This is a genomic window from Sphingopyxis sp. RIFCSPHIGHO2_12_FULL_65_19, assembly GCF_001830555.1.
Taxonomy (GTDB): Bacteria; Pseudomonadota; Alphaproteobacteria; order Sphingomonadales; family Sphingomonadaceae; genus Sphingopyxis.
Window position 1 is genome coordinate 10,347 of sequence record NZ_MIAM01000057.1, and the last position, 17,103, is coordinate 27,449.

Below are 17,103 nucleotides of genomic sequence, written 5' to 3' on the forward strand. Positions count from 1 at the left end.
GCCAGCGAGGCAAAGGCCCGTTCGTCGGCGGGCGTTACAGGGGCCTGCCCAAGGACATCCGCTTAGGGGTGGGGAGCGGGCAATTAGATCCTCCCCATCGACTTGCGATGGGGAGGAACTTTACGTCCGCCCCCGGTCGAAACCGGGCGCCCGTCTACAGATAATTGACGGTCAGCGTGAAGGTGCCGCTGTAATTGCCCTCGGGCTGGTTCGCGGGGACGTTGAGCGTGCCGCCGATATAATAGGTCTGCACCCCGCTGGGCAGCAAGGTTACGCCCAGCAGGGCGATGCCGCCGCCGCTGGTGCTCGCGGCGCGGACGAGGCTGGCGGTCATCGGCGCCGCGCCGCCGCCGACGCGCGTGAGCGTGACCGAGGTGCTGCCCGATACGGTGATGAGGAATATGCCGCCGGTGCCCTGAAATATGGCGCGGCGGCCGTCGTTGCCGACCGGCGTGACGCCGCCGCCCGTGGTTCGCGCATTGGTGACGGGGTTGATCGTGACGGTGCCGCCGGTCGCGCCGCTGACCAGCGTGCCGAAATCGAGATCGTCGGTCTTGATCAGTGTGTTGGGGCGAACGACCGCGGCATTGGCGGTGCCGGCCATGTCCGCGGCCGACGCGGGGGCGGACAGCGCGGCGCCGATCGCCGCCGCGCCGATGGTCAGCGCGCGCGCGGCGCCCCGGTCATATCTGGTCCCTCGAATCCCCACAGATTCTGCTCCTGTCTGGCACATCTTATGCCAGCAGGGGCGTTCATCACTGATGCATGGGCTTGGTAAAGGCGGCGTTTACGTCTGCGCCGGGGATCAGGCCTTGTCGGCGACGCCGCCGATCAAAATGAAGCGCCGGTCGCAATAGCCGCAGTCGGCAAAGCCGTCGTCGGTGTCGATTTCCAGCCATACGCGCGGATGGCCGAGCGCCGCATCGGCGAGGCCGTCGCCGGTGCCGTCACAGGCGATGCGGGTTTTGGGCGTGCGGATGGTTTCGGGCGCGGGCTGGGTCATCGACCGCGCCCATAGCAAGCGGGCGAACGCTCGGCAATCGGGTCTGAACAGGATGTGAGGGCCGTGACGGCACCGGCGCAGGCACCGGGTCGGGCGCAAGTGGTCCCCCGGTGCCGTCTTCCCCCCACAGGAAGCCTGAAGATAATTGCCTAAAGATAGTTGAGCGTGATCGTGAACGTGCCGCTGTAGTCGCCCGGCGCCTGGTTGGCGCCGACTTCGAGCGTCCCGCCGACCGGGAAATTATAATTGCCGAGCGGCGAGGTGATGCGGAAGCGCGTCGGGGTGGTCGACAGGATCGCGGTCGGCGTGCTGCCGATTTCAAAGTTTCGCACGCGCATCCGCGTCCCCGGGCCGGTGATCCAGATCATGTTGGACCCCAGCGAGATATTGACCTGGCGATTGAAGCTGCCGAGTCCAGCGAAGCGGGCAGGTTCGCCGCCATCGCCCGCCAGCGTCACGCCGCCGGTGCGGCTGCGCGATCCATCGGGTTCGATCGTCACGGTCCCCGCGCTCGCCGACGGGATGATGTCGCCGAAATCGAGGTCGTTGACCTTGAAGAAGCTGAGCGGGCGAAGCACGATGGCTTCGGCCTGGGCCTGCGTTCCGCTCTGCGCCAGCGCGGGAACGGCCGGGGCAAGGCAAAGCGCAAGAAGGGCGAGGCCGCGTTGCATGGGCAACGGGCAAGAGATGTGGCTGGTCCTCACATCCCCGGTCCTAGCGGCGATTTTCCAATTTAGCGTTAACGCGGTGCTGACAAAAATTAGCGGGCTTTCGCGGGCGGCGGCGCGCGGCTATGGAGGCGGGCATGAGTGAAGCCGCCATCCGCATCGACGCCGTCTCCAAAATCTATGCCGGCGGCAAGCAGGCGCTCGACAATGTCAGTTTCGACGTGCCGCGCGGGCAGATCTTCGGGCTCTTGGGCCCGAATGGCGCGGGCAAGTCGACGCTGATCAACATCCTGGCGGGTCTGGTCAACAAGACGAGCGGGAGCGCAAGCATCTGGGGCTTCGACATCGATGCCGATCCCAGGAACGCCAAATATTCGATCGGTATCGTGCCGCAGGAAATCGTCTTCGATCCCTTTTTCACGCCATATGAGACGCTGGAGAATCAGGCGGGTCTGTATGGGGTGCCCAAAGACAAGCGCATTTCGGACGCGCTGCTCGCCGCGGTGCACCTGTCGGACAAGCGCGACGCCTATGCCCGCACCTTGTCGGGCGGCATGAAGCGCCGCCTGCTGGTCGCGAAGGCGATGGTCCATTCGCCCCCGATCATCGTGCTCGACGAACCGACCGCGGGCGTCGACATCGAACTGCGCCAGCAACTCTGGGAATATGTGCAGTCGCTCAACGATCGCGGTGTGACCGTGGTGCTGACCACGCATTATCTGGAAGAAGCCGAGGAGCTGTGCGATCGGATCGCGATCATCAACCATGGCAAGCTGATCGCGAACAAGCCGACGCGCGAACTGGTCGACATGGCGCGCGAAAAGATCGTCGTGGTGACGCTCGACGCCGACGTGACGGTGCTGCCGACGCATCCGGCGTTCGAGAAGGTCGAGCGTGAGGGCGAGCGCGGCCTCGCGATCCACTATAACAAGGACCGCATGAACGCGGGCGCGGTGCTCGCCGCGGTGAATGCGATGGGGCATGGCATCGTCGATGTGTCGACGCGCGAGGCCGATCTGGAGGATGTGTTCCTCAACCTGACGCGCCGCGCCGCCTGATCCTCAACGCCGCGTCAGGCGCGCGGCGACGCCGAAATGATCCGAGGGATATTCGCCAGCGACCGGCTGGTCGCCGATCACATGCGCGTCGGCGACGGCGAAGGCAGCAGTTTCCGCGAAAATATGGTCGATGACACGCGGGGCATGGCCGCGCGCGGGATTGAGCGTGGTGGCGGCGGCGCCCGCGGGGAGCGCCGAGGTGAAGCGCGGCGGCCCCATCGCGGTCAGTCCGGGGTCGTCGAGCGGCGCGTTGAAATCGCCCATGACGATCAGTGGGGTTCGGTCGGTGGGCAGCCACGCCAGCAGGTCGGCAAGTTGCTCGGCGCGGACGGCGGCGGCCCCGGGCTGCCAGGCCAGATGCGTCGCGACGACATCGACCGGGCCGTGCCCGTCCTGCACGCGCACGCGGATCGCAGTGCGGTAATCGGACAGCGGTTCCAGCTTGCGGCGCGCGACTTCGATCACGGGCAGGCGCGTCAGGATCGCATTGCCATAACGTTTGGGCGACCCTTCGGCCTCCGGCGCGACGAAATGGACATCGGGATAACCAAGGTCGCGCGCGATGGTGGCCGCCTGGTTGGGCAGGCCCCTGCCGGCATCCTCCAGCACCTCCTGCAACGCGATGACATCGGCGTCGGCGGCGCGCAGCGCGTCGGCCAGCAAGGCGCGGCGCGCCGGCCAATGCCCGCCCGCGTTGTGCCAGATGTTGAAGGTCGCGACGCCGATACGGCTTCTGGTTCCCAGCTGCGGCCGATGCGCGCAGGCGGCGAGCGGGAGCGACGCCATTGCCGTCAGAATCGCGCGCCGATCAAGTCTGACTTTGTGCATCCCGAAAAATTCCCCTGACCAGCGACCGCGATCCCCCTGTCATGCGGCGTCCCGCTGTGCAACAGAGGCGCCATGAGCGAATATGACGTCATCATCGTGGGATCGGGCGCGGCGGGGCTGACCGCGGCCATCGCGCTCGCCGATCATTGCCGCGTGCTTGTGCTCGCGAAGGGCGAACTCACCGGCGGTTCGACCGCCTGGGCGCAGGGCGGCATCGCGGCGGTGCTCGATGCGGGCGATACGTTCGAGAATCATATCGAGGACACGATGGTCGCGGGCGGCGGTCTCAACCGCCGTGAAACGGTCGAGTTCGTTGTCGAGAACGCCCCGGCGTCGATCGAGCGCCTCGTCGAAATGGGCGTGCCGTTCAACAAGGATGCCGAGGCGCTGCACCTGACGCGCGAGGGCGGCCATTCGCACCGCCGTATCGTGCATGTCGACGACGCGACCGGCTGGGCGGTGCAGGCGGCGCTGCTCAAGACCGCCGAGGCGCATCCGAACATCACCTTGCTGCCCGGGCAGGCGTGCATCGACCTGATCACCGGACGGCATGAATTGCGCTATTCGGGATCGGGGCGCGTGTGGGGCGTCTATGCGCTCGACGAGGCGACCGGCCAGGTCCACGCGCATGTCGGCCGCGCGACGATCCTCGCGAGCGGCGGGGCGGGGCGCGTCTATCAATTCTCGACCGCGCCCAGAGGCGCGACCGGCGACGGCATCGCGATGGCGTGGCGGGCGGGCTGCCGCGTCAGCAACATGGAGATGATGCAGTTCCACCCGACCTGCCTCTATAATCTCGACGTGAAGAATTTCCTGATTACCGAGGCGGTGCGCGGCGAGGGCGGCATATTGAAGCACCCCGTCACCGGCCACCGTTACATGCCCGACTATGACGTTCGCGCCGAACTCGCCCCGCGCGATGTCGTTGCGCGCGCGAACGACGACCAGATCAAGCGGTCGGGGCTCGATTATGTCCATCTCGACATCAGCCACCTCGATCCCGATTTCGTCGCGGGGCATTTCCCCAATATCTATGACAAGTTGCTGACGCTGGGCATCGACATGACGAAGCAGCCGATCCCGGTGGTGCCGGCACAACATTATACATGCGGCGGCATTTTGATCGACCTGGCCGGGCGCACCGACCTTCCCGGCCTGTATGCGGCGGGCGAGTGCACCGAGAGCGGGCTGCATGGTGCCAATCGTCTCGCGTCGAACAGCTTGCTCGAATGTTTCGTGTTCGGGGAGGCCGCGGCGAAGGACATTGTAGCGCGCTGGGACCAGCTCGAACCGCCGCCGCCGATCCGCCCGTGGGACGAAAGCCGCGTCACCGATTCGGACGAAGAGGTAATCATCAAGCAGAACTGGACCGAAATCCGCCGCTTCATGTGGAATTATGTCGGCATCGTGCGCACCACCAAAAGGCTGGAACGCGCGCAGCACCGCATCAACATGATGACCCATGAGGTCGAGGATTATTACGGCCACTTCCGCGTCACGACCGACCTCATCGAACTGCGCAACCTGCTGCAATGCGCCGACCTGATCGTCAAAAGCGCGCTCCACCGCAAGGAAAGCCGCGGGCTGCACTATACGCTCGATTATCCCGAAATGCTGGCGCAGGCGGTCGACACGGTGCTGGTGCCGTGATGTTAGTTTAGAAAAAATTTCTCACACAAAGACACAAAGAGGGCGCGTGTTCATCGACCCAAATCGCCATTTGCGATGCGGCGTACACCCTCTTTGAAAGTGGCTCCGCCAAAATTTATCAGAACACCGAGTGGCAGGTCGAGCAGCCGTAAATAGGTCAGCACCTGTTTGCTATGGAGCGGCGAAAGCCGCTCAACCGATTTCAACTCAACCAGCAATTGGCCATTCAACAATAGATCGGCCCGGAAGCCTTCGGCGAGTTCAACGCCATCATATCTGATTGGGATCGGCTTCTGACGTTCGACGATGATACCACGTCTTGCCAGTTGGTCCGCCAAAATGGCTTCATACGCCGATTCAAGGAGGCCCGGCCCCAAATTCTGATGCAGTCGGAACCCGCAGTCGACAACAAGCCTGGCCAAATCTTCGACGCTTGCAGTCATCGGCGTACCTCTTTGTGTCTTTGTGTGAGATAATTATTCTCACCCACCTATCCCCAACAACCGTCCGACCAGAATCAAAACAATCGCCCCGATCACCGAAGCGAAGCATCCCGCGCGGTGGAATTCGCCGCGCACCCCGCGCGTCGTCACCAGCCCGGCGAGCAGCGAGCCGCCGATGCCGAGCAGGATCGTTGCGATCCAACCCATCTCGACCGCGCCGGGATAAAAGAATCGCGCCAACGCACCGATGACCAGGCCCGAGATGATCGCGCCGATGATGTTGATCATGCGTTGAATCCTTCGTTCAAAAACCGCTCGGCGAGCGCCGCGTGCAGCGCCGCCCCGCGTGCCATCACCGTCTCGTCGAGCACCATGTGGTTCGAGTGCAGCCCGCAGCATTGGCGCCAGTCGCTGCCCGCCTCGCTCGCGCCGAGCCAGAACATTGCTCCGGGCACTTTTTCGAGCACGTAAGAGAAATCCTCGGCGCCCATCACCGGATTGTCCATCGTCAGCCAGGCCGCCTCGCCAAAGGTCTGTTCGACCACCGACTGGCCGAAGGCGACCGCGCGGCTATCGCAAATGGTGACGGGGAAACCTTCGTCGATCTGGACCTCGGCGGTGCAGCCATGCGCTTCGGCGATCGCGGGCACCAGGCGCTTCAATTCGCGCGCGACGTGTCCGCGGCGTTCGGGCGACAGGGTGCGGATCGTCCCCAGCATCTCGGCCGTTTCGGGAATGATATTGTTCGTCGTCCCTGCGGCAATTTTCGCGATGGTGATAACCGCCGGATCGAACACCGACACGCGGCGCGTCACCATCGTCTGGATCGCGGTGACGATCGCGCAGGCCACCGGGATCGGGTCGATGGCATCGTGCGGCATCGACGCATGGCCGCCCGCACCCTTGACGGTGATCGAGAGCACGTCGGACGAGGCGAGTAGCGGCCCGGCGCGCGACGCGAAAATGCCGTGCGGCGCGTTGGGCATGATGTGGAGCGCGAAGGCGGCGTCGGGCAGTGGGTCGATAATGCCGTCACCCAGCATGAAGCGCGCGCCATGATGCCCTTCCTCCCCCGGCTGGAACATGAACATCACGGTGCCGGGGAGGCGGTCGCGGGCGGCGCAGAGCAGCTTTGCCGCGCCGACGAGCATCGCGACATGCGTGTCGTGCCCGCAGGCGTGCATCGCGCCGCTGATTTCCGAGGAGAAGTCGAGCCCGGTCTCTTCGACCAGCGGCAGCGCGTCCATGTCGCCGCGCAGCAGCACGGTGCGCCCGTTCGCCGGACCGCGCAGTATCGCAACCAGCCCCGTGGTCGACGGCCCCTCGCGAAATTCGAGCGGCAACCCGGCGAGCGCCTCCTTGATCTTCGCCAGCGTCTTAGGGGTTTGCAGCCCCAATTCAGGCTCACGATGAATCGCGCGGCGAAGATCGACGAGATCGTCGAGCAGCGTTTCGGCCTCGGCGGGCCAGCTATTTGATTGCGTGTCCATTTGGCGAATGTGCCGCCAAGCCACACGGCTGTCGAGTGATCTTGGACAGCCCGGGGCGTTTGCCCAGCGTGTCGGGTGTCTGCACGCCCCATATCAAACCCATCTGTTCGCAAAGGCGGATGAAAGCATAGCCCCAGTCGCTCTGTCCGGGATGAAGGCCGATGCGCGCCGATCCCGGATAGGCGTGATGATTATTGTGCCACGCCTCGCCCATCGTCGGTATCGCCGCCCAAGGCACGTCGAACGCCTGCACGCCGTGTGCATCGACGATCCAGTGCTGCGGCCCGCGATTGTGGGCCATGTGGCCGACGAGCCAGTGGCCGTGATTGGCGACCGCGACGCGCGCGGCGACGCCCCACACGACCCATCCCCAGCCGCCAACCGCGAAGAAAATCAACGCCACAGGCACTTGCTGCCAACGCCATGTCGCTTCCAGCCAGCGATAAAAGGGATCGCGGTCGAGTTCGGCGAAATCGAAACGCGGCGGGCGGTCGAGATCGAGGCGGCAATAGATTTGCCACCACGCATCGCGGAGGATGTGTGTCTTGTGCGCAAGGAACGGATGGCAATCGGCCTGCCGCTGGGCCCAGTCGCGCGTGTCGTGCGCGCGGATGATGCCATAGGGCCCGGCCATGCCGACGAAGGCGCCAAACCAGACGAGCGTGCGGGTAAGCCAGCGCGGCGCCGCGAAGCTGCCGTGGATCATCATGCGGTGATAACCGACGCTGTGGCCGAGAAGCAGCGCCGCGCCGGTCGTGACAAGGAAAAGCGCGATGGTGGATGGCGTGGCGAAAAAGGGACCAGCGATCAGCGCGACGATTGCCATGCCTCCGTTCCACGCCATGCTCGGCGCGTCGGCGCGAACCCGGCCGCTGCGCGGATCGGGTCCGGGCTCGTCGATCAGGAAATTGACGGCATGGGGGTCAAGTTCGCTTCGCATCACCGACTCCTCTAAAAAGAATATAAGTAATTACTTAAATAAATTATTGCTTGTCAAGTCTGCCGACGATGCCCATTTCGGGACTTATGGAACGTGTTTTTCAGGCATTGGCGTCGACGCCGCGGCGCAAGATTCTCGCCTATTTGGCGCATGCCGAACTCAGCGCGGGCGACATCGCCGCGCGCTTCGAGATGAGCAAGCCCGCGGTATCACAGCATCTGTCGGTGCTCGAAAATGCTGGGCTGATCGTGAGTGAGAAGCGCGGCCAGTTCGTCTTCTATCGCCTCGTCCCCGAAGCGCTGACCAATGTCCTCAACGGCTATGTGCAGGAAGTTTGCCCGGTATCACGTCCGCTGAAAGCCGAATCGCGCGCACTGGCGGACAAGCGGCGCGACCAAGCCTAACGCTTCCCCCCGAACAACTGCCGTCCCGCCAGGTCGAGCATGATTTCCTCGCTGCCGCCGCCGATCGCATTGACGCGGACCTCGCGGTAGATGCGTTCGACCTTGCTGCCGGTAATATAGGACGCACCGCCCAGCACCTGCGCCGCCTCGCGCGCGACGCTTTCCAGCATCCGCGTCGCCTGGACCTTCAGCATCGCGAAGTCGGCGGGGCGGTCCTTGCCTTCCTTGACCTGCCAGGCGCAAAGGTCGACCCATGCTTGCGTCGCCTCGATCTGGCGCTCCATGTCGGCGAGCTTGATGCGGATCGACTGGTGGCCGACGAGCGGACGCCCAAAGGTTTCGCGGTTCTGCGCCCATTCGGCCGCTTCGGCCATCGCGACGCGGGCATAGGCGCAGCAGCCCATCGCCATGCCGAGACGCTCTGAATTGAAATTGCGCATGATGCCGATGAAGCCGCCATTCTCGGGGCCGATCAGGTTGGCGGCGGGAACGCGGACGCCCTCGAAATGGATCGCCGCGGTGTCGCTGCACCGCCAGCCCATCTTGTCGAGGCGGGTGGGCTCGACGCCGGGGCTGTCCATGTCGATCAGCAGCAGCGAGATGCCCGCCGCGCCCGGCCCGCCGGTGCGCACCGCGCAGGTCAGCCAGTCGGCGCGCATGCCGCTGGTGATGAACATCTTGCCGCCGTTGACGATATAATCGTCGCCGTCCTTCACCGCCGTCGTCTTGAGGTTCGCGACATCGCTGCCACCGCCTGCCTCGGTAATGCCGAGCGCGATGATCCTGTCGCCCGCGAGCACCGGCGGCGCGACCCGCTGTTTCAGTTCCTCCGATCCCAAGGCGAGGATCGGGGGCAGGCCGATGCCATGCGTCATCAGTGACGCGCCGAGCCCGCCCGCGCCGACGGCGGCGAGCTCCTCGGTCAGCACCAGGCCGTGGAAATTGTCGAACCCCTCGCTGTGCCCGCCATAGCGTTCGGGATAGCGCAGCCCGAGGATGCCCGCGTCCGCCGCTTTCTTGTGGAGGTCGCGCGGCAGTTCGCCTTCGGCTTCCCAGCGGTCGATATGCGGCGCGACCTCGCGGGCGACGAAGCGGCGGACACTCTGCGCCAATGCCTCGTGGGTTTCGTCATAATAGGGCGATCTGGCGCGCCACTCGTCGAAGGCTGTCATGTCGCAATGCTGCGCGGCGTTGACGCGAACGTCAAGTCGGGGTTGCGTCATCCGCTGAGGCACTTAAGGTCCGTTCCATGAACAAAGCCTCCCTGCTCGTCGGCTTCGCCGCATTCGCCCTGATCTCCACTCCCGCCATGGCGCAAAAGTCGCCCGAAGCGATCGCCGAGGCCGCGCTCAAAAAGGCGCCGGTGTTCGACGGGCACAACGACGTGCCGTGGGAACTGCGCGGGCAGGTCGGCAACATGATCAACGGTTTCGACTTTCGTGACACCACCAAGCCCAAGCCCGACGGCACGGTGATGCACACCGACATCCAGCGCCTGCGCAAAGGGCATGTTGGCGCGCAATTCTGGTCGGTCTATGTGCCGTCGAACACGAACGAGCAGCAAGCGGTGCAGCAGACGATCGAACAGATCGACGTCGCCAAGCGGCTGATCGCGCGTTACCCCAACGACCTTGGTCTGGCGCTGACCTCGACCGAACTCGAGCAGCAGATGAAGGCGGGCAAGGTCGCCGGAATGCTGGGCATCGAGGGCGGCCAGTCGATCGGGTCGAGCCTGGCGGTGCTGCGCGAAATGTATGGCATGGGCGTGCGCTATATGACGTTGACGCACGGCAAGACGACGCCCTGGGCCGACAGCGCGACCGACGCGCCCAAATATGACGGGCTGACCGATTTCGGGCGCCAGGTGGTTCGGGAAATGAACCGCCTCGGCATGATTGTCGATTTGAGCCACGTCAGCGAGGCGACGATGAAGGATGCGCTCGAGGTCACGAAGGCGCCGGTGATGTTCAGCCATTCGGGCGTGCGTGCGGTCAACGATCATCCGCGCAACGTGCCCGACAGCGTGCTGCCCGCGGTGAAGGCCAATGGCGGCGTCGTGATGGTGGTGCTTTATGCCGCCTTCCTCGACCCCAAATTGCGCGCGCACGGCCTGTTGCGGACGGCGGAAAAGGCGCGGCTTGATGCGCTGTATGTCGGCAATCCCGATGCCGTCGCGGCTGCGCTGAAAGCGTGGGACGCGGCGAACCCGGCGCCGCAGACGCCGATCGGGATCGCGGCGGACCATATCGACCACATCAAGAAGACGATCGGCGTCGATCATATCGGGATCGGCGGCGACTATGACGGCATGGACGCAACCCCAGTGGGGCTGGAGGATGTCACGGGTTATCCGCGACTGTTCGCCGAACTTGCGCGGCGCGGCTATACGCAGGCCGAGCTGGAAAAGATTTCGAGCGGCAACATGCTCCGCGTCCTGAAGGCGGCCGAGGCCTATGCCGCGAGCCAGAAGGGCCAGCCGCCGATCGAGACGCCAGTCGCGAAATAATTGGCCCTCCCCCTTGATGGGGGAAGGTTGGGTGGGGGTGCGGTTGCAGGCTTGGGCTCATGCTCGCAACCTCACCCCCACCGCTGCGACCAGCCGATGGCATCGTCCAGTCTCGCTGCCTCCCCCATCAAGGGGGAAGGTTAGAGCGTCTGTCCCGGTTGAACGGCCAGTCGGTCGCGCTGCTCGCCCACAGCGCCCACCAGATGATCAGCGGCTGCGCGGCGAGGCGCGGGCCATGATACCACCAGCTCAGCGTTTCGCCGCCGATCGCGACATTGGCGATCGCGTGGTGGAAATTGGCCGGCCAGACGCACAGGGCGTAGAGCGCGAGACCCCAGCCCGCCGCCTTGCGCGTGGTGGGGACCATCAGGCCGATGGCGCCCGCGATTTCGGCCACGCCGGTAAGCGCGACAACCAGGTCGGGCGCGGGAACCCAGGGCGGCATGATCGCCAGGAACGGTGCGGGGCGCGCCAGATGCGCCCAGCCGGCATAGCCATAAGCGAGCGCGAGCAGCCAGCGCAGCGCGAGGCGGATAGGCGCCTTCAACGCCCGATGGCTTCGATCATCGCTTCGATACTGGTGAATTTTTCGCGCGGATTGCCGTCGACCGCCGCCTTCACCTCCGCCTCCTCGATCCGGCGCCAGTCGCGGAACGTGACGGGGGCGATGTCGCGGCTCGCGAGCAGCGCGTCGAGCCCGGCGCGGCCGGCCTTGCCCGCGCCGCGGCCGATATCCTCCAGCACCATTTCGCCGATCCGCGCGCCGTCGGGCTTGTTCGTCCCGATCGTCCCCGACGGGCCGCGCCGCGCCCAGCCGACCGCGTAAAGCCCGGGCAGGATGCGCCCCTCGTCGCTGGCGAAGCGCCCGCGGCCATGTTCATAGGGGACGCCGGGAATCGGCGGCGTCTGATAACCGATGCAACTGATCACCAGTCCGGCGTCGATCGCATAGGTCTGGCCCGTGCCATGGCTTCTGAGGTCCGCGTCCAGCGTTGTCCGTTCGACGATGATGCGTTCGACTCGCCCGTCGCCTTCCAGCCGGATCGGCATGGCAAAGAAATCGAAATCGATCGTCACCGGCTTGGCGACCGGGTTGGCTGCGAAGCTGCGCAAATGCGTCACCGACTTGCGCATTCCGGGTTCGAGCATCGCGTCGTCGCCCTCGGCCGGCAGGTCGGTCGGGTCGACGCGCGGGCTGGCGCGGTCGAGATGGCCGAGCTCGCCAAGCTCTTTCGGGGTCATCGCAATCTGGTGCGGACCGCGGCGGCCGAGGATGTGGATATGGCGCACCGCGCTTGCCGCCAGCGCGTCGCGGGCGTGCGCGACGATATCGCTGCCTGCAAATTCGGCCGGGGTCTTGGCAAGAATGCGCGCCACGTCGAGCGCGACATTGCCGTTGCCGATCACCGCGACGCCGGGGGCACCCAGCGGCGGGTCGAGATGCGCGAAATCGGGATGACCGTTATACCAGCCGACAAAGGCGGCGCTGCCGATCACCCCGGGCAGGTCGGCGCCGGGGATGTCGAGCGGTCGGTCGTTCGGCGCCCCGGTCGCGAGCACCACCGCGTCGTAAAGCGCGACCAGTTCGTCGATCGTCACGTCGGTGCCGACCGCAACATGGCCGACGAAACGGACATTGTCGGTCAGCGCGGTCCCTTCGTAGCGGCGCGACACCGCCTTGATCGACTGGTGGTCGGGCGCGACGCCGGTGCGGATCAGGCCATAGGGGACGGGTAGCCGGTCGATGACATCGACCGCAATATCGTCGGCTTTCTGCAAGGTTTCGGCGGTGTAATAGCCCGCCGGGCCAGACCCGACGATGGCGACGTGACGCATCAGCCCACTCCTCATGGGGGTTCCGCGCCGGGGCGCAGCCCCCTTTGTTGTCGATGCGATGCTAGCGGCGAAATGCGTCAGGGCAAGCGGACTTGTTCGGCCCGCCCCAGCGGCCTTGACACGGGCTTCGCCGGATCATATTGCGCCCGCCTCATTGCCCCGTCGTCTAATGGTAAGACTACGGATTCTGATTCCGTCTATTGAGGTTCGAATCCTCACGGGGCATCCAGATATACCATTGATACTCAAAGACTTACTGGCCTAGAGCACTCTTCGTGTTTGGGATTCGAAGTCTACGCCAATGCAACGTATTTCTGGGGTTTTCTGATTAGTGTCATCAGTTCCCGGCAACTACGCGCAACATAGATGCAACATGATTTGGAAGCTTTCGTTCCGTTCGAATGGCGACTTAACGAATGCGGGCCAGAAGGTTCCACGCGCTAGGTCGAGCTTGATCGTCATTAAGGCGCAAGTGGGAACCTATAAAGGCGGGTTAAGCGGTATTTGAGAATCTCACTGCAAGCGTGCGGCCGCCATCGTTATTCGCACCCAATTCCGTCCCCGTCTCGATCGAGCCGTGGTGCATAACCTGGCTCATCTGCGTAGACTGGAGCCGCTCCGGCTGCTCGCGCTTCCGAGCAGTTTGAGAATGAGGTTCCGCCATATTCCCTGCTCGGCGCCGCAGCAAAGTCGGCAGGCTCGGAAAACAGGTGGCTGGCTCTCTCTTGCGCCGTCTCACGCGGTTCCTCGCTCACGCATTTGCCGAGTGAGAACGCGATAATGGCCACAACGGTCAGCGCGCCAAGGTTATCTTGCCCCTTCTGAGCCATGGGCGGGAAACTGCCATAAACGGGTTAAAGAGCTACTTCAGCCGAACATCCACCCCCACGCCGCAAATGCAATCCTTCCGAAAACCAAAATAGCTAGCGCGATGCTTAAAGCGACGATGGCGCGGTCAGTCACGGCACCGATGCCCCTGCCAATAGCGATCCCAACGGGCCGCATAGCCGTCGCGCACCATCGCGCAGCTTAGGTCGCCCGACCGCGGCGAGGTGCAAAAGGCGGCCGTCCGATTGCCCCCGGCACCGCCAGCCGAGCGGCAACGCATCGTCGGGCCCTCGACCGCTACATGACCCGTGGGCCGCGTGCCGGTGCGGTTGCCGAGCAGCCTCACGAGATGATCGCGCGCGGCTATGGGTTCGGCGGCGGGGCAAGGGTGGCCCGCACGGCACGACCCGTCCATTTCGCGCGCCGCGATGCCCGAGAGGCGAATATGCGGACCTTCGGCGCACCAGATCGGCCCGTCGCCGTCCCATACGGCGACCGGCGTGCAATCGAACGATTGGCCAGCAGGGACGACAATTGCCGCAAGGATGAACGAAACGATCATTTCGGCTCGCATCCCTCAGGCCAAGGCTCATCGACGCCCCAGCGACCGCAGACGCCATAACTGTTGGGCTTTTCATCGGTGCTGACGACCATGCGGCTATCGCCATCGACAATATTGACGAGCGTGGCGGCGAGTTGGCCAGCCGTGTGATCGTCTTTCAGTTCCGGAATTGGATGGCGCCCGCGACCATGCCGCCCCTGGCGCATGGTCTTGATCTTGATGTAAAAGCTGTCTTTCAAATCCTGTCGATCGATGCGCCGCATGTCAGTTCGCCACGGAGAATAGGACGGCGAACCGAGCGCCACGCTGGGCGATTTCCGCCTCGGCAGCCTCTCTTGCTGCGCAGTAGGCCTCAGCAGCGCGCAGGCTGGCGCCATGCTCCCGAAAGCGCGCGTCGGTCCGCTCTTCTAGGGACAGGCCTTCCGCGAGCAGCAAATCGACGCCATAGGCCGCTACAGCCTCGGCTGCCGTGACCCCTTCGCGGGATAGAGCAGCATGTGCGGCCTCGAGCGCAGCAGCCCGCACGTCGGCCGCCAATTGATCCTGGCCGTAGATCGTCAAAGCGGTTGCCATCGTTCAATTCTCATAAAGCCGGGCGCGAACGTCCGAAGCCATCGCGTCGGCCGTCGTGGCGCGGGTCAGCAGGTCGGGGTTGCCGGTTCGCGCCGCGCGGTCGCGGTATCGGCGCGCGCGATCCTCGATATAGTCGGCAATCCGGTCGGCGTCCGAAGGGCCATTATGTCCGATCAGAGGAGTCATGCGTGCGCGGTCTCGACCTTGAACCCAAGGCTCCGACCCGGATGGGCAGGAGCGCTGTTGAGCGCCGCATTCAGGGCAGCACCAACATGCTTATCCGCACGAACAAGCTTGGGATCAACGCCGAAGCGCCGCCAGTCCGCCGCGGTGAACCGCTGCAAATCCACCCCCATCCCGATGTCGGGCAGCCTGCGGGTGAAGGCGTCGATTTCCGCCGCTGTGACGCCATGCTTTTCCAATATGGCCTCGACCTCTTCGCGGGCACGATCGACCGTCTCCTGCGGCACGCCCCGGCCCACGATATTGAAGCCGCGAAAGCTCCTTGCCTGCACGTCCATCCTTCATCTCCGACTCGATTCTCGATTGCGCAAATGTTCCACTAATGTTCTCATTTGTCCAGCATGAGTCGAGACCTCGCCAACCCGATCCAGGACCTGTTCGACGCAGCCGTCCGGCATCGCACGATCAAGGTGTCGTGCGGGTGCGGGAATGTGGGCATCTTCGATCCGCACGCGCTCTGGTATTTGTTCGAGCGGAAGGGATGGAACGACAAACTGCCTGCGGTGCGCAAGCGGATGCGGTGCCTGCAATGCTATGCCGCGAAGCGGAAGCGAACGCTCGCGGCGCTCGAGTTATGCGATGAAAATCACACGCGGCAATTGCCGATGCCGGATCTCATCGAATGGAAGCGGCAGCTGCGCCGCCGCCGTTAGGGCGCGCGAAAAACCCCACCGGAGGGCGGGGCTATCGGGGATTAGCTCTTAAGCGGCGCGGCGCTTTCGGGAACGCCGGTCATCTTCAATCGCTTTCTTGATCGCCCTGGCTGCCGTCGCGCTTGCATCGGCGCACTCATCGTTGCCAGTGCAGCCTTCATCTTCGATACGATCGGCGGCGAGCGCTTCGGCAGCCATCAGCCAAGAAAGATTGTCAATGCCGACCGCGTCGCGAAGGTTGGCGCCCTTCGGCAAACCGAGGGCGTTACGCAATTCCCACGACTTTCCGCCGAGCAAATGCACATAGACTGCTTCCGTGCAGGCCATATATCCCTCCTTCCCGGTCACGCCATGCGCCTTCAAAACATCGGTATATCCGCTGCGCTGCGACCGCGAGAGGGCGCGAAGGCCAGCCCATTTGTTCGCTTCAGCCGACGCCCGTTGCAGAATTTCGTCTGCAAGGGTTGAATCGCCAGCGCGGTAGCGAAGCCAAACCTCGCGCACCTCAATCTCAAGGTTGGGATCGAGATATCCGGCATAGGCTGCGGCGAGGATAGGATGGGCATACGTCCCCTTCTGCCCTTGCCCGCGCTTCGCATAGATGGGCTCGCAAACCCCGTCACCGTTAAGGTTGGAATTTCTTACCTTAAAATTTAGAGCGTTGATCAGCGCCTTAGCGGCTTGCCCCATTTGCCAGAACTTGGGCGCCTTTGTCTGTTTGGCTTGGGCGAGTGTCCAAATGTCATCGAGTAGAATGTTGCCGGCGCCATCCTCTCGGATAGCCTTGCCGCGGATAACGATGTCGCGTCGATTATCGGGGGTAGTCATATAAACGGTCCTTTATATGGACCGGCGGACTCTTGACGGCGCTTTCCCTTATATGCATACGGCTCCCCACACAAAACGCAGTTTCGGTCCACCAGACCGTGACGAACAAAGCTTCGGAAGTTCCCGCTTCCGAAGCTTTTTGTTTACCACGATTCGAAACCCGCGCAAGTCCTCGCATGTTGCCGAGACGTTCCGCGAACAGCCGAAGACTATTTGAGACGAAAGCTAGGGAAAGTCGGGCATGATTTTGCGACGAGTCGAGCGGTAAACCCGCCTGCCCAGGGTCGCAAGAGCGGAGAGGCTAGGGCTTAAGCTTGCTATCGCGGACGGCGCCAATTGATGCTGGGTTCTGAACATAGGTCGCGGCCGATCTCATTCTTGACCTCATCACAAATAAAGTCGGCACCGGCCTCAAAATCCCTTTCCAGATATGGCGGATCGCCACTGCGGAACGTGTCAGGATACATTTCTTGCATCAATTCGTTGCTGATAACGCTAGGGGAATTGCATCCCGAAGCAAGCGCCAGCACGCCCAGCAAACCTAATCTATTTTTCATGTCTTATCCGCCTCCTCCGCAGTATCGAGACAC

24 protein-coding genes and 1 tRNA gene are annotated in these 17,103 nt (G+C 63.9%); 6 read left to right on the plus strand and 19 right to left on the minus strand.

Annotation, left to right across the window (positions count from 1 at the left end; translation table 11 throughout):
• Positions 1-154: 154 nt before the first annotated feature.
• From A3E77_RS15915 to A3E77_RS15925, 3 genes are all read right to left on the minus strand, one after another.
• Positions 155-709 carry a DUF4402 domain-containing protein gene (locus A3E77_RS15915; RefSeq protein ID WP_293647744.1) on the minus strand — a complete coding sequence of 185 codons (555 nt, stop codon included), beginning with the start codon at positions 707-709 and terminating at the stop codon, positions 155-157.
• A 96-nt stretch (positions 710-805) separates the two neighbouring features.
• On the minus strand, positions 806-1,003 hold the full coding sequence (locus A3E77_RS15920; protein WP_293647746.1) for a zinc-finger domain-containing protein: 198 nt from the start codon (positions 1,001-1,003) through the stop codon (positions 806-808).
• 149 nt (positions 1,004-1,152) lie between these two features.
• Entirely contained in the window at positions 1,153-1,674 is a 522-nt protein-coding gene (locus A3E77_RS15925) for a DUF4402 domain-containing protein (protein ID WP_293647748.1), read from the minus strand.
• 134 nt (positions 1,675-1,808) lie between these two features.
• Here A3E77_RS15925 and A3E77_RS15930 point away from each other — a divergent pair, with 134 nt between their 5' ends.
• Positions 1,809-2,729: an ABC transporter ATP-binding protein gene (locus A3E77_RS15930; RefSeq protein ID WP_293647750.1), complete on the plus strand. Its 921-nt coding sequence runs from the start codon at positions 1,809-1,811 to the stop codon at positions 2,727-2,729.
• Positions 2,730-2,732: 3 nt separating this feature from the next.
• Here the strand turns inward: A3E77_RS15930 and A3E77_RS15935 are convergent, their stop codons facing one another.
• Positions 2,733-3,515, minus strand: coding sequence for an endonuclease/exonuclease/phosphatase family protein (locus A3E77_RS15935; protein WP_293647752.1), 783 nt, complete (start codon positions 3,513-3,515; stop codon positions 2,733-2,735).
• Between the two features lie 114 nt (positions 3,516-3,629).
• On the opposite strand from A3E77_RS15935, the gene nadB reads away from it, so the two are divergent.
• Positions 3,630-5,207, plus strand: coding sequence for an L-aspartate oxidase (nadB, locus tag A3E77_RS15940; protein WP_293647754.1), 1,578 nt, complete (start codon positions 3,630-3,632; stop codon positions 5,205-5,207).
• Between the two features lie 50 nt (positions 5,208-5,257).
• On the opposite strand, the gene A3E77_RS15945 is transcribed toward nadB, so the two are convergent.
• From A3E77_RS15945 to A3E77_RS15960, 4 genes are read right to left on the minus strand one after another with little or no spacing between them, the layout of a single operon-like run.
• Positions 5,258-5,650 (minus strand): GxxExxY protein, encoded by a 393-nt coding sequence (locus A3E77_RS15945; RefSeq protein ID WP_293647756.1) that lies wholly within the window; start codon positions 5,648-5,650, stop codon positions 5,258-5,260.
• Between the two features lie 39 nt (positions 5,651-5,689).
• On the minus strand, positions 5,690-5,938 hold the full coding sequence (locus A3E77_RS15950) for a GlsB/YeaQ/YmgE family stress response membrane protein (protein ID WP_293647758.1): 249 nt from the start codon (positions 5,936-5,938) through the stop codon (positions 5,690-5,692).
• On the minus strand, positions 5,935-7,140 hold the full coding sequence (locus A3E77_RS15955; protein ID WP_293647760.1) for a M20 metallopeptidase family protein: 1,206 nt from the start codon (positions 7,138-7,140) through the stop codon (positions 5,935-5,937). Before A3E77_RS15955 ends, A3E77_RS15950 begins: the two co-directional genes overlap by 4 nt.
• Positions 7,121-8,080: an acyl-CoA desaturase gene (locus A3E77_RS15960; protein ID WP_293647762.1), complete on the minus strand. Its 960-nt coding sequence runs from the start codon at positions 8,078-8,080 to the stop codon at positions 7,121-7,123. Before A3E77_RS15960 ends, A3E77_RS15955 begins: the two co-directional genes overlap by 20 nt.
• An 86-nt stretch (positions 8,081-8,166) precedes the next feature.
• Between A3E77_RS15960 and A3E77_RS15965 the strand changes: the two genes are divergently transcribed.
• Complete coding sequence (locus A3E77_RS15965) at positions 8,167-8,484, plus strand: metalloregulator ArsR/SmtB family transcription factor (RefSeq protein ID WP_293647764.1); 318 nt, start codon at positions 8,167-8,169, stop codon at positions 8,482-8,484.
• Here A3E77_RS15965 and A3E77_RS15970 read toward each other — a convergent pair.
• Positions 8,481-9,656 (minus strand): acyl-CoA dehydrogenase family protein, encoded by a 1,176-nt coding sequence (locus tag A3E77_RS15970; RefSeq protein ID WP_293647766.1) that lies wholly within the window; start codon positions 9,654-9,656, stop codon positions 8,481-8,483. The two genes, A3E77_RS15965 and A3E77_RS15970, sit on opposite strands and share 4 nt — an antisense overlap.
• Before the next feature lie 77 nt (positions 9,657-9,733).
• Here A3E77_RS15970 and A3E77_RS15975 point away from each other — a divergent pair, with 77 nt between their 5' ends.
• Positions 9,734-10,990 (plus strand): dipeptidase, encoded by a 1,257-nt coding sequence (locus A3E77_RS15975; protein ID WP_293647768.1) that lies wholly within the window; start codon positions 9,734-9,736, stop codon positions 10,988-10,990.
• 127 nt (positions 10,991-11,117) lie between these two features.
• On the opposite strand, the gene A3E77_RS15980 is transcribed toward A3E77_RS15975, so the two are convergent.
• Complete coding sequence (locus tag A3E77_RS15980) at positions 11,118-11,537, minus strand: DoxX family protein (protein WP_293647770.1); 420 nt, start codon at positions 11,535-11,537, stop codon at positions 11,118-11,120.
• Complete coding sequence (locus A3E77_RS15985; protein ID WP_293647772.1) at positions 11,534-12,826, minus strand: FAD-dependent oxidoreductase; 1,293 nt, start codon at positions 12,824-12,826, stop codon at positions 11,534-11,536. The genes A3E77_RS15980 and A3E77_RS15985 overlap by 4 nt, the downstream gene beginning before the upstream one ends.
• Positions 12,827-12,981: 155 nt before the next feature.
• On the opposite strand from A3E77_RS15985, the gene A3E77_RS15990 reads away from it, so the two are divergent.
• Positions 12,982-13,055 (plus strand) — tRNA-Gln (locus tag A3E77_RS15990).
• Positions 13,056-13,365: 310 nt separating this feature from the next.
• Here A3E77_RS15990 and A3E77_RS15995 read toward each other — a convergent pair.
• The 6 genes from A3E77_RS15995 to A3E77_RS16020 form a co-directional block, all read right to left on the minus strand.
• A complete protein-coding gene (locus A3E77_RS15995; RefSeq protein WP_293647774.1) occupies positions 13,366-13,656 on the minus strand; it encodes an excalibur calcium-binding domain-containing protein in 291 nt (96 codons plus the stop codon).
• 125 nt (positions 13,657-13,781) lie between these two features.
• Complete coding sequence (locus A3E77_RS16000) at positions 13,782-14,216, minus strand: hypothetical protein (RefSeq protein WP_293647775.1); 435 nt, start codon at positions 14,214-14,216, stop codon at positions 13,782-13,784.
• A complete protein-coding gene (locus A3E77_RS16005) occupies positions 14,213-14,479 on the minus strand; it encodes a hypothetical protein (RefSeq protein ID WP_293647776.1) in 267 nt (88 codons plus the stop codon). Before A3E77_RS16005 ends, A3E77_RS16000 begins: the two co-directional genes overlap by 4 nt.
• A gap of 1 nt (position 14,480) precedes the next feature.
• A complete protein-coding gene (locus tag A3E77_RS16010; protein WP_293647777.1) occupies positions 14,481-14,789 on the minus strand; it encodes a hypothetical protein in 309 nt (102 codons plus the stop codon).
• Between the two features lie 3 nt (positions 14,790-14,792).
• Entirely contained in the window at positions 14,793-14,975 is a 183-nt protein-coding gene (locus A3E77_RS16015) for a hypothetical protein (protein WP_293647778.1), read from the minus strand.
• On the minus strand, positions 14,972-15,310 hold the full coding sequence (locus A3E77_RS16020) for a hypothetical protein (protein WP_293647779.1): 339 nt from the start codon (positions 15,308-15,310) through the stop codon (positions 14,972-14,974). Before A3E77_RS16020 ends, A3E77_RS16015 begins: the two co-directional genes overlap by 4 nt.
• Before the next feature lie 63 nt (positions 15,311-15,373).
• Between A3E77_RS16020 and A3E77_RS16025 the strand changes: the two genes are divergently transcribed.
• Complete coding sequence (locus tag A3E77_RS16025; protein ID WP_293647780.1) at positions 15,374-15,685, plus strand: hypothetical protein; 312 nt, start codon at positions 15,374-15,376, stop codon at positions 15,683-15,685.
• Between the two features lie 48 nt (positions 15,686-15,733).
• Here A3E77_RS16025 and A3E77_RS16030 read toward each other — a convergent pair whose 3' ends face one another.
• A complete protein-coding gene (locus A3E77_RS16030; protein ID WP_293647781.1) occupies positions 15,734-16,513 on the minus strand; it encodes a KilA-N domain-containing protein in 780 nt (259 codons plus the stop codon).
• A 317-nt stretch (positions 16,514-16,830) separates the two neighbouring features.
• On the minus strand, positions 16,831-17,070 hold the full coding sequence (locus tag A3E77_RS16035; RefSeq protein ID WP_293647782.1) for a hypothetical protein: 240 nt from the start codon (positions 17,068-17,070) through the stop codon (positions 16,831-16,833).
• Positions 17,071-17,103 lie beyond the last annotated feature (33 nt).

What these genes read in the sequence shown, in the direction of transcription:
- A3E77_RS16010 (WP_293647777.1), bottom strand. Translation starts at nt 14,789, where the DNA reads ATGGCAACCGCTTTGACGATCTACGGCCAGGATCAATTGGCGGCCGAC.
- A3E77_RS16005 (WP_293647776.1), bottom strand. Translation starts at nt 14,479, where the DNA reads ATGCGGCGCATCGATCGACAGGATTTGAAAGACAGCTTTTACATCAAG.
- A3E77_RS16020 (WP_293647779.1), bottom strand. Translation starts at nt 15,310, where the DNA reads ATGGACGTGCAGGCAAGGAGCTTTCGCGGCTTCAATATCGTGGGCCGG.
- A3E77_RS15965 (WP_293647764.1), top strand. Translation starts at nt 8,167, where the DNA reads ATGGAACGTGTTTTTCAGGCATTGGCGTCGACGCCGCGGCGCAAGATT.
- A3E77_RS15960 (WP_293647762.1), bottom strand. Translation starts at nt 8,080, where the DNA reads ATGCGAAGCGAACTTGACCCCCATGCCGTCAATTTCCTGATCGACGAG.
- nadB (WP_293647754.1), top strand. Translation starts at nt 3,630, where the DNA reads ATGAGCGAATATGACGTCATCATCGTGGGATCGGGCGCGGCGGGGCTG.
- A3E77_RS16015 (WP_293647778.1), bottom strand. Translation starts at nt 14,975, where the DNA reads ATGACTCCTCTGATCGGACATAATGGCCCTTCGGACGCCGACCGGATT.
- A3E77_RS15995 (WP_293647774.1), bottom strand. Translation starts at nt 13,656, where the DNA reads ATGGCTCAGAAGGGGCAAGATAACCTTGGCGCGCTGACCGTTGTGGCC.
- A3E77_RS16030 (WP_293647781.1), bottom strand. Translation starts at nt 16,513, where the DNA reads ATGACTACCCCCGATAATCGACGCGACATCGTTATCCGCGGCAAGGCT.
- A3E77_RS16035 (WP_293647782.1), bottom strand. Translation starts at nt 17,070, where the DNA reads ATGAAAAATAGATTAGGTTTGCTGGGCGTGCTGGCGCTTGCTTCGGGA.
- A3E77_RS15925 (WP_293647748.1), bottom strand. Translation starts at nt 1,674, where the DNA reads ATGCAACGCGGCCTCGCCCTTCTTGCGCTTTGCCTTGCCCCGGCCGTT.
- A3E77_RS15935 (WP_293647752.1), bottom strand. Translation starts at nt 3,515, where the DNA reads ATGGCGTCGCTCCCGCTCGCCGCCTGCGCGCATCGGCCGCAGCTGGGA.
- A3E77_RS15985 (WP_293647772.1), bottom strand. Translation starts at nt 12,826, where the DNA reads ATGCGTCACGTCGCCATCGTCGGGTCTGGCCCGGCGGGCTATTACACC.
- A3E77_RS15930 (WP_293647750.1), top strand. Translation starts at nt 1,809, where the DNA reads ATGAGTGAAGCCGCCATCCGCATCGACGCCGTCTCCAAAATCTATGCC.
- A3E77_RS16025 (WP_293647780.1), top strand. Translation starts at nt 15,374, where the DNA reads ATGAGTCGAGACCTCGCCAACCCGATCCAGGACCTGTTCGACGCAGCC.
- A3E77_RS15920 (WP_293647746.1), bottom strand. Translation starts at nt 1,003, where the DNA reads ATGACCCAGCCCGCGCCCGAAACCATCCGCACGCCCAAAACCCGCATC.
- A3E77_RS15950 (WP_293647758.1), bottom strand. Translation starts at nt 5,938, where the DNA reads ATGATCAACATCATCGGCGCGATCATCTCGGGCCTGGTCATCGGTGCG.
- A3E77_RS15945 (WP_293647756.1), bottom strand. Translation starts at nt 5,650, where the DNA reads ATGACTGCAAGCGTCGAAGATTTGGCCAGGCTTGTTGTCGACTGCGGG.
- A3E77_RS15970 (WP_293647766.1), bottom strand. Translation starts at nt 9,656, where the DNA reads ATGACAGCCTTCGACGAGTGGCGCGCCAGATCGCCCTATTATGACGAA.
- A3E77_RS15955 (WP_293647760.1), bottom strand. Translation starts at nt 7,140, where the DNA reads ATGGACACGCAATCAAATAGCTGGCCCGCCGAGGCCGAAACGCTGCTC.
- A3E77_RS16000 (WP_293647775.1), bottom strand. Translation starts at nt 14,216, where the DNA reads ATGATCGTTTCGTTCATCCTTGCGGCAATTGTCGTCCCTGCTGGCCAA.
- A3E77_RS15975 (WP_293647768.1), top strand. Translation starts at nt 9,734, where the DNA reads ATGAACAAAGCCTCCCTGCTCGTCGGCTTCGCCGCATTCGCCCTGATC.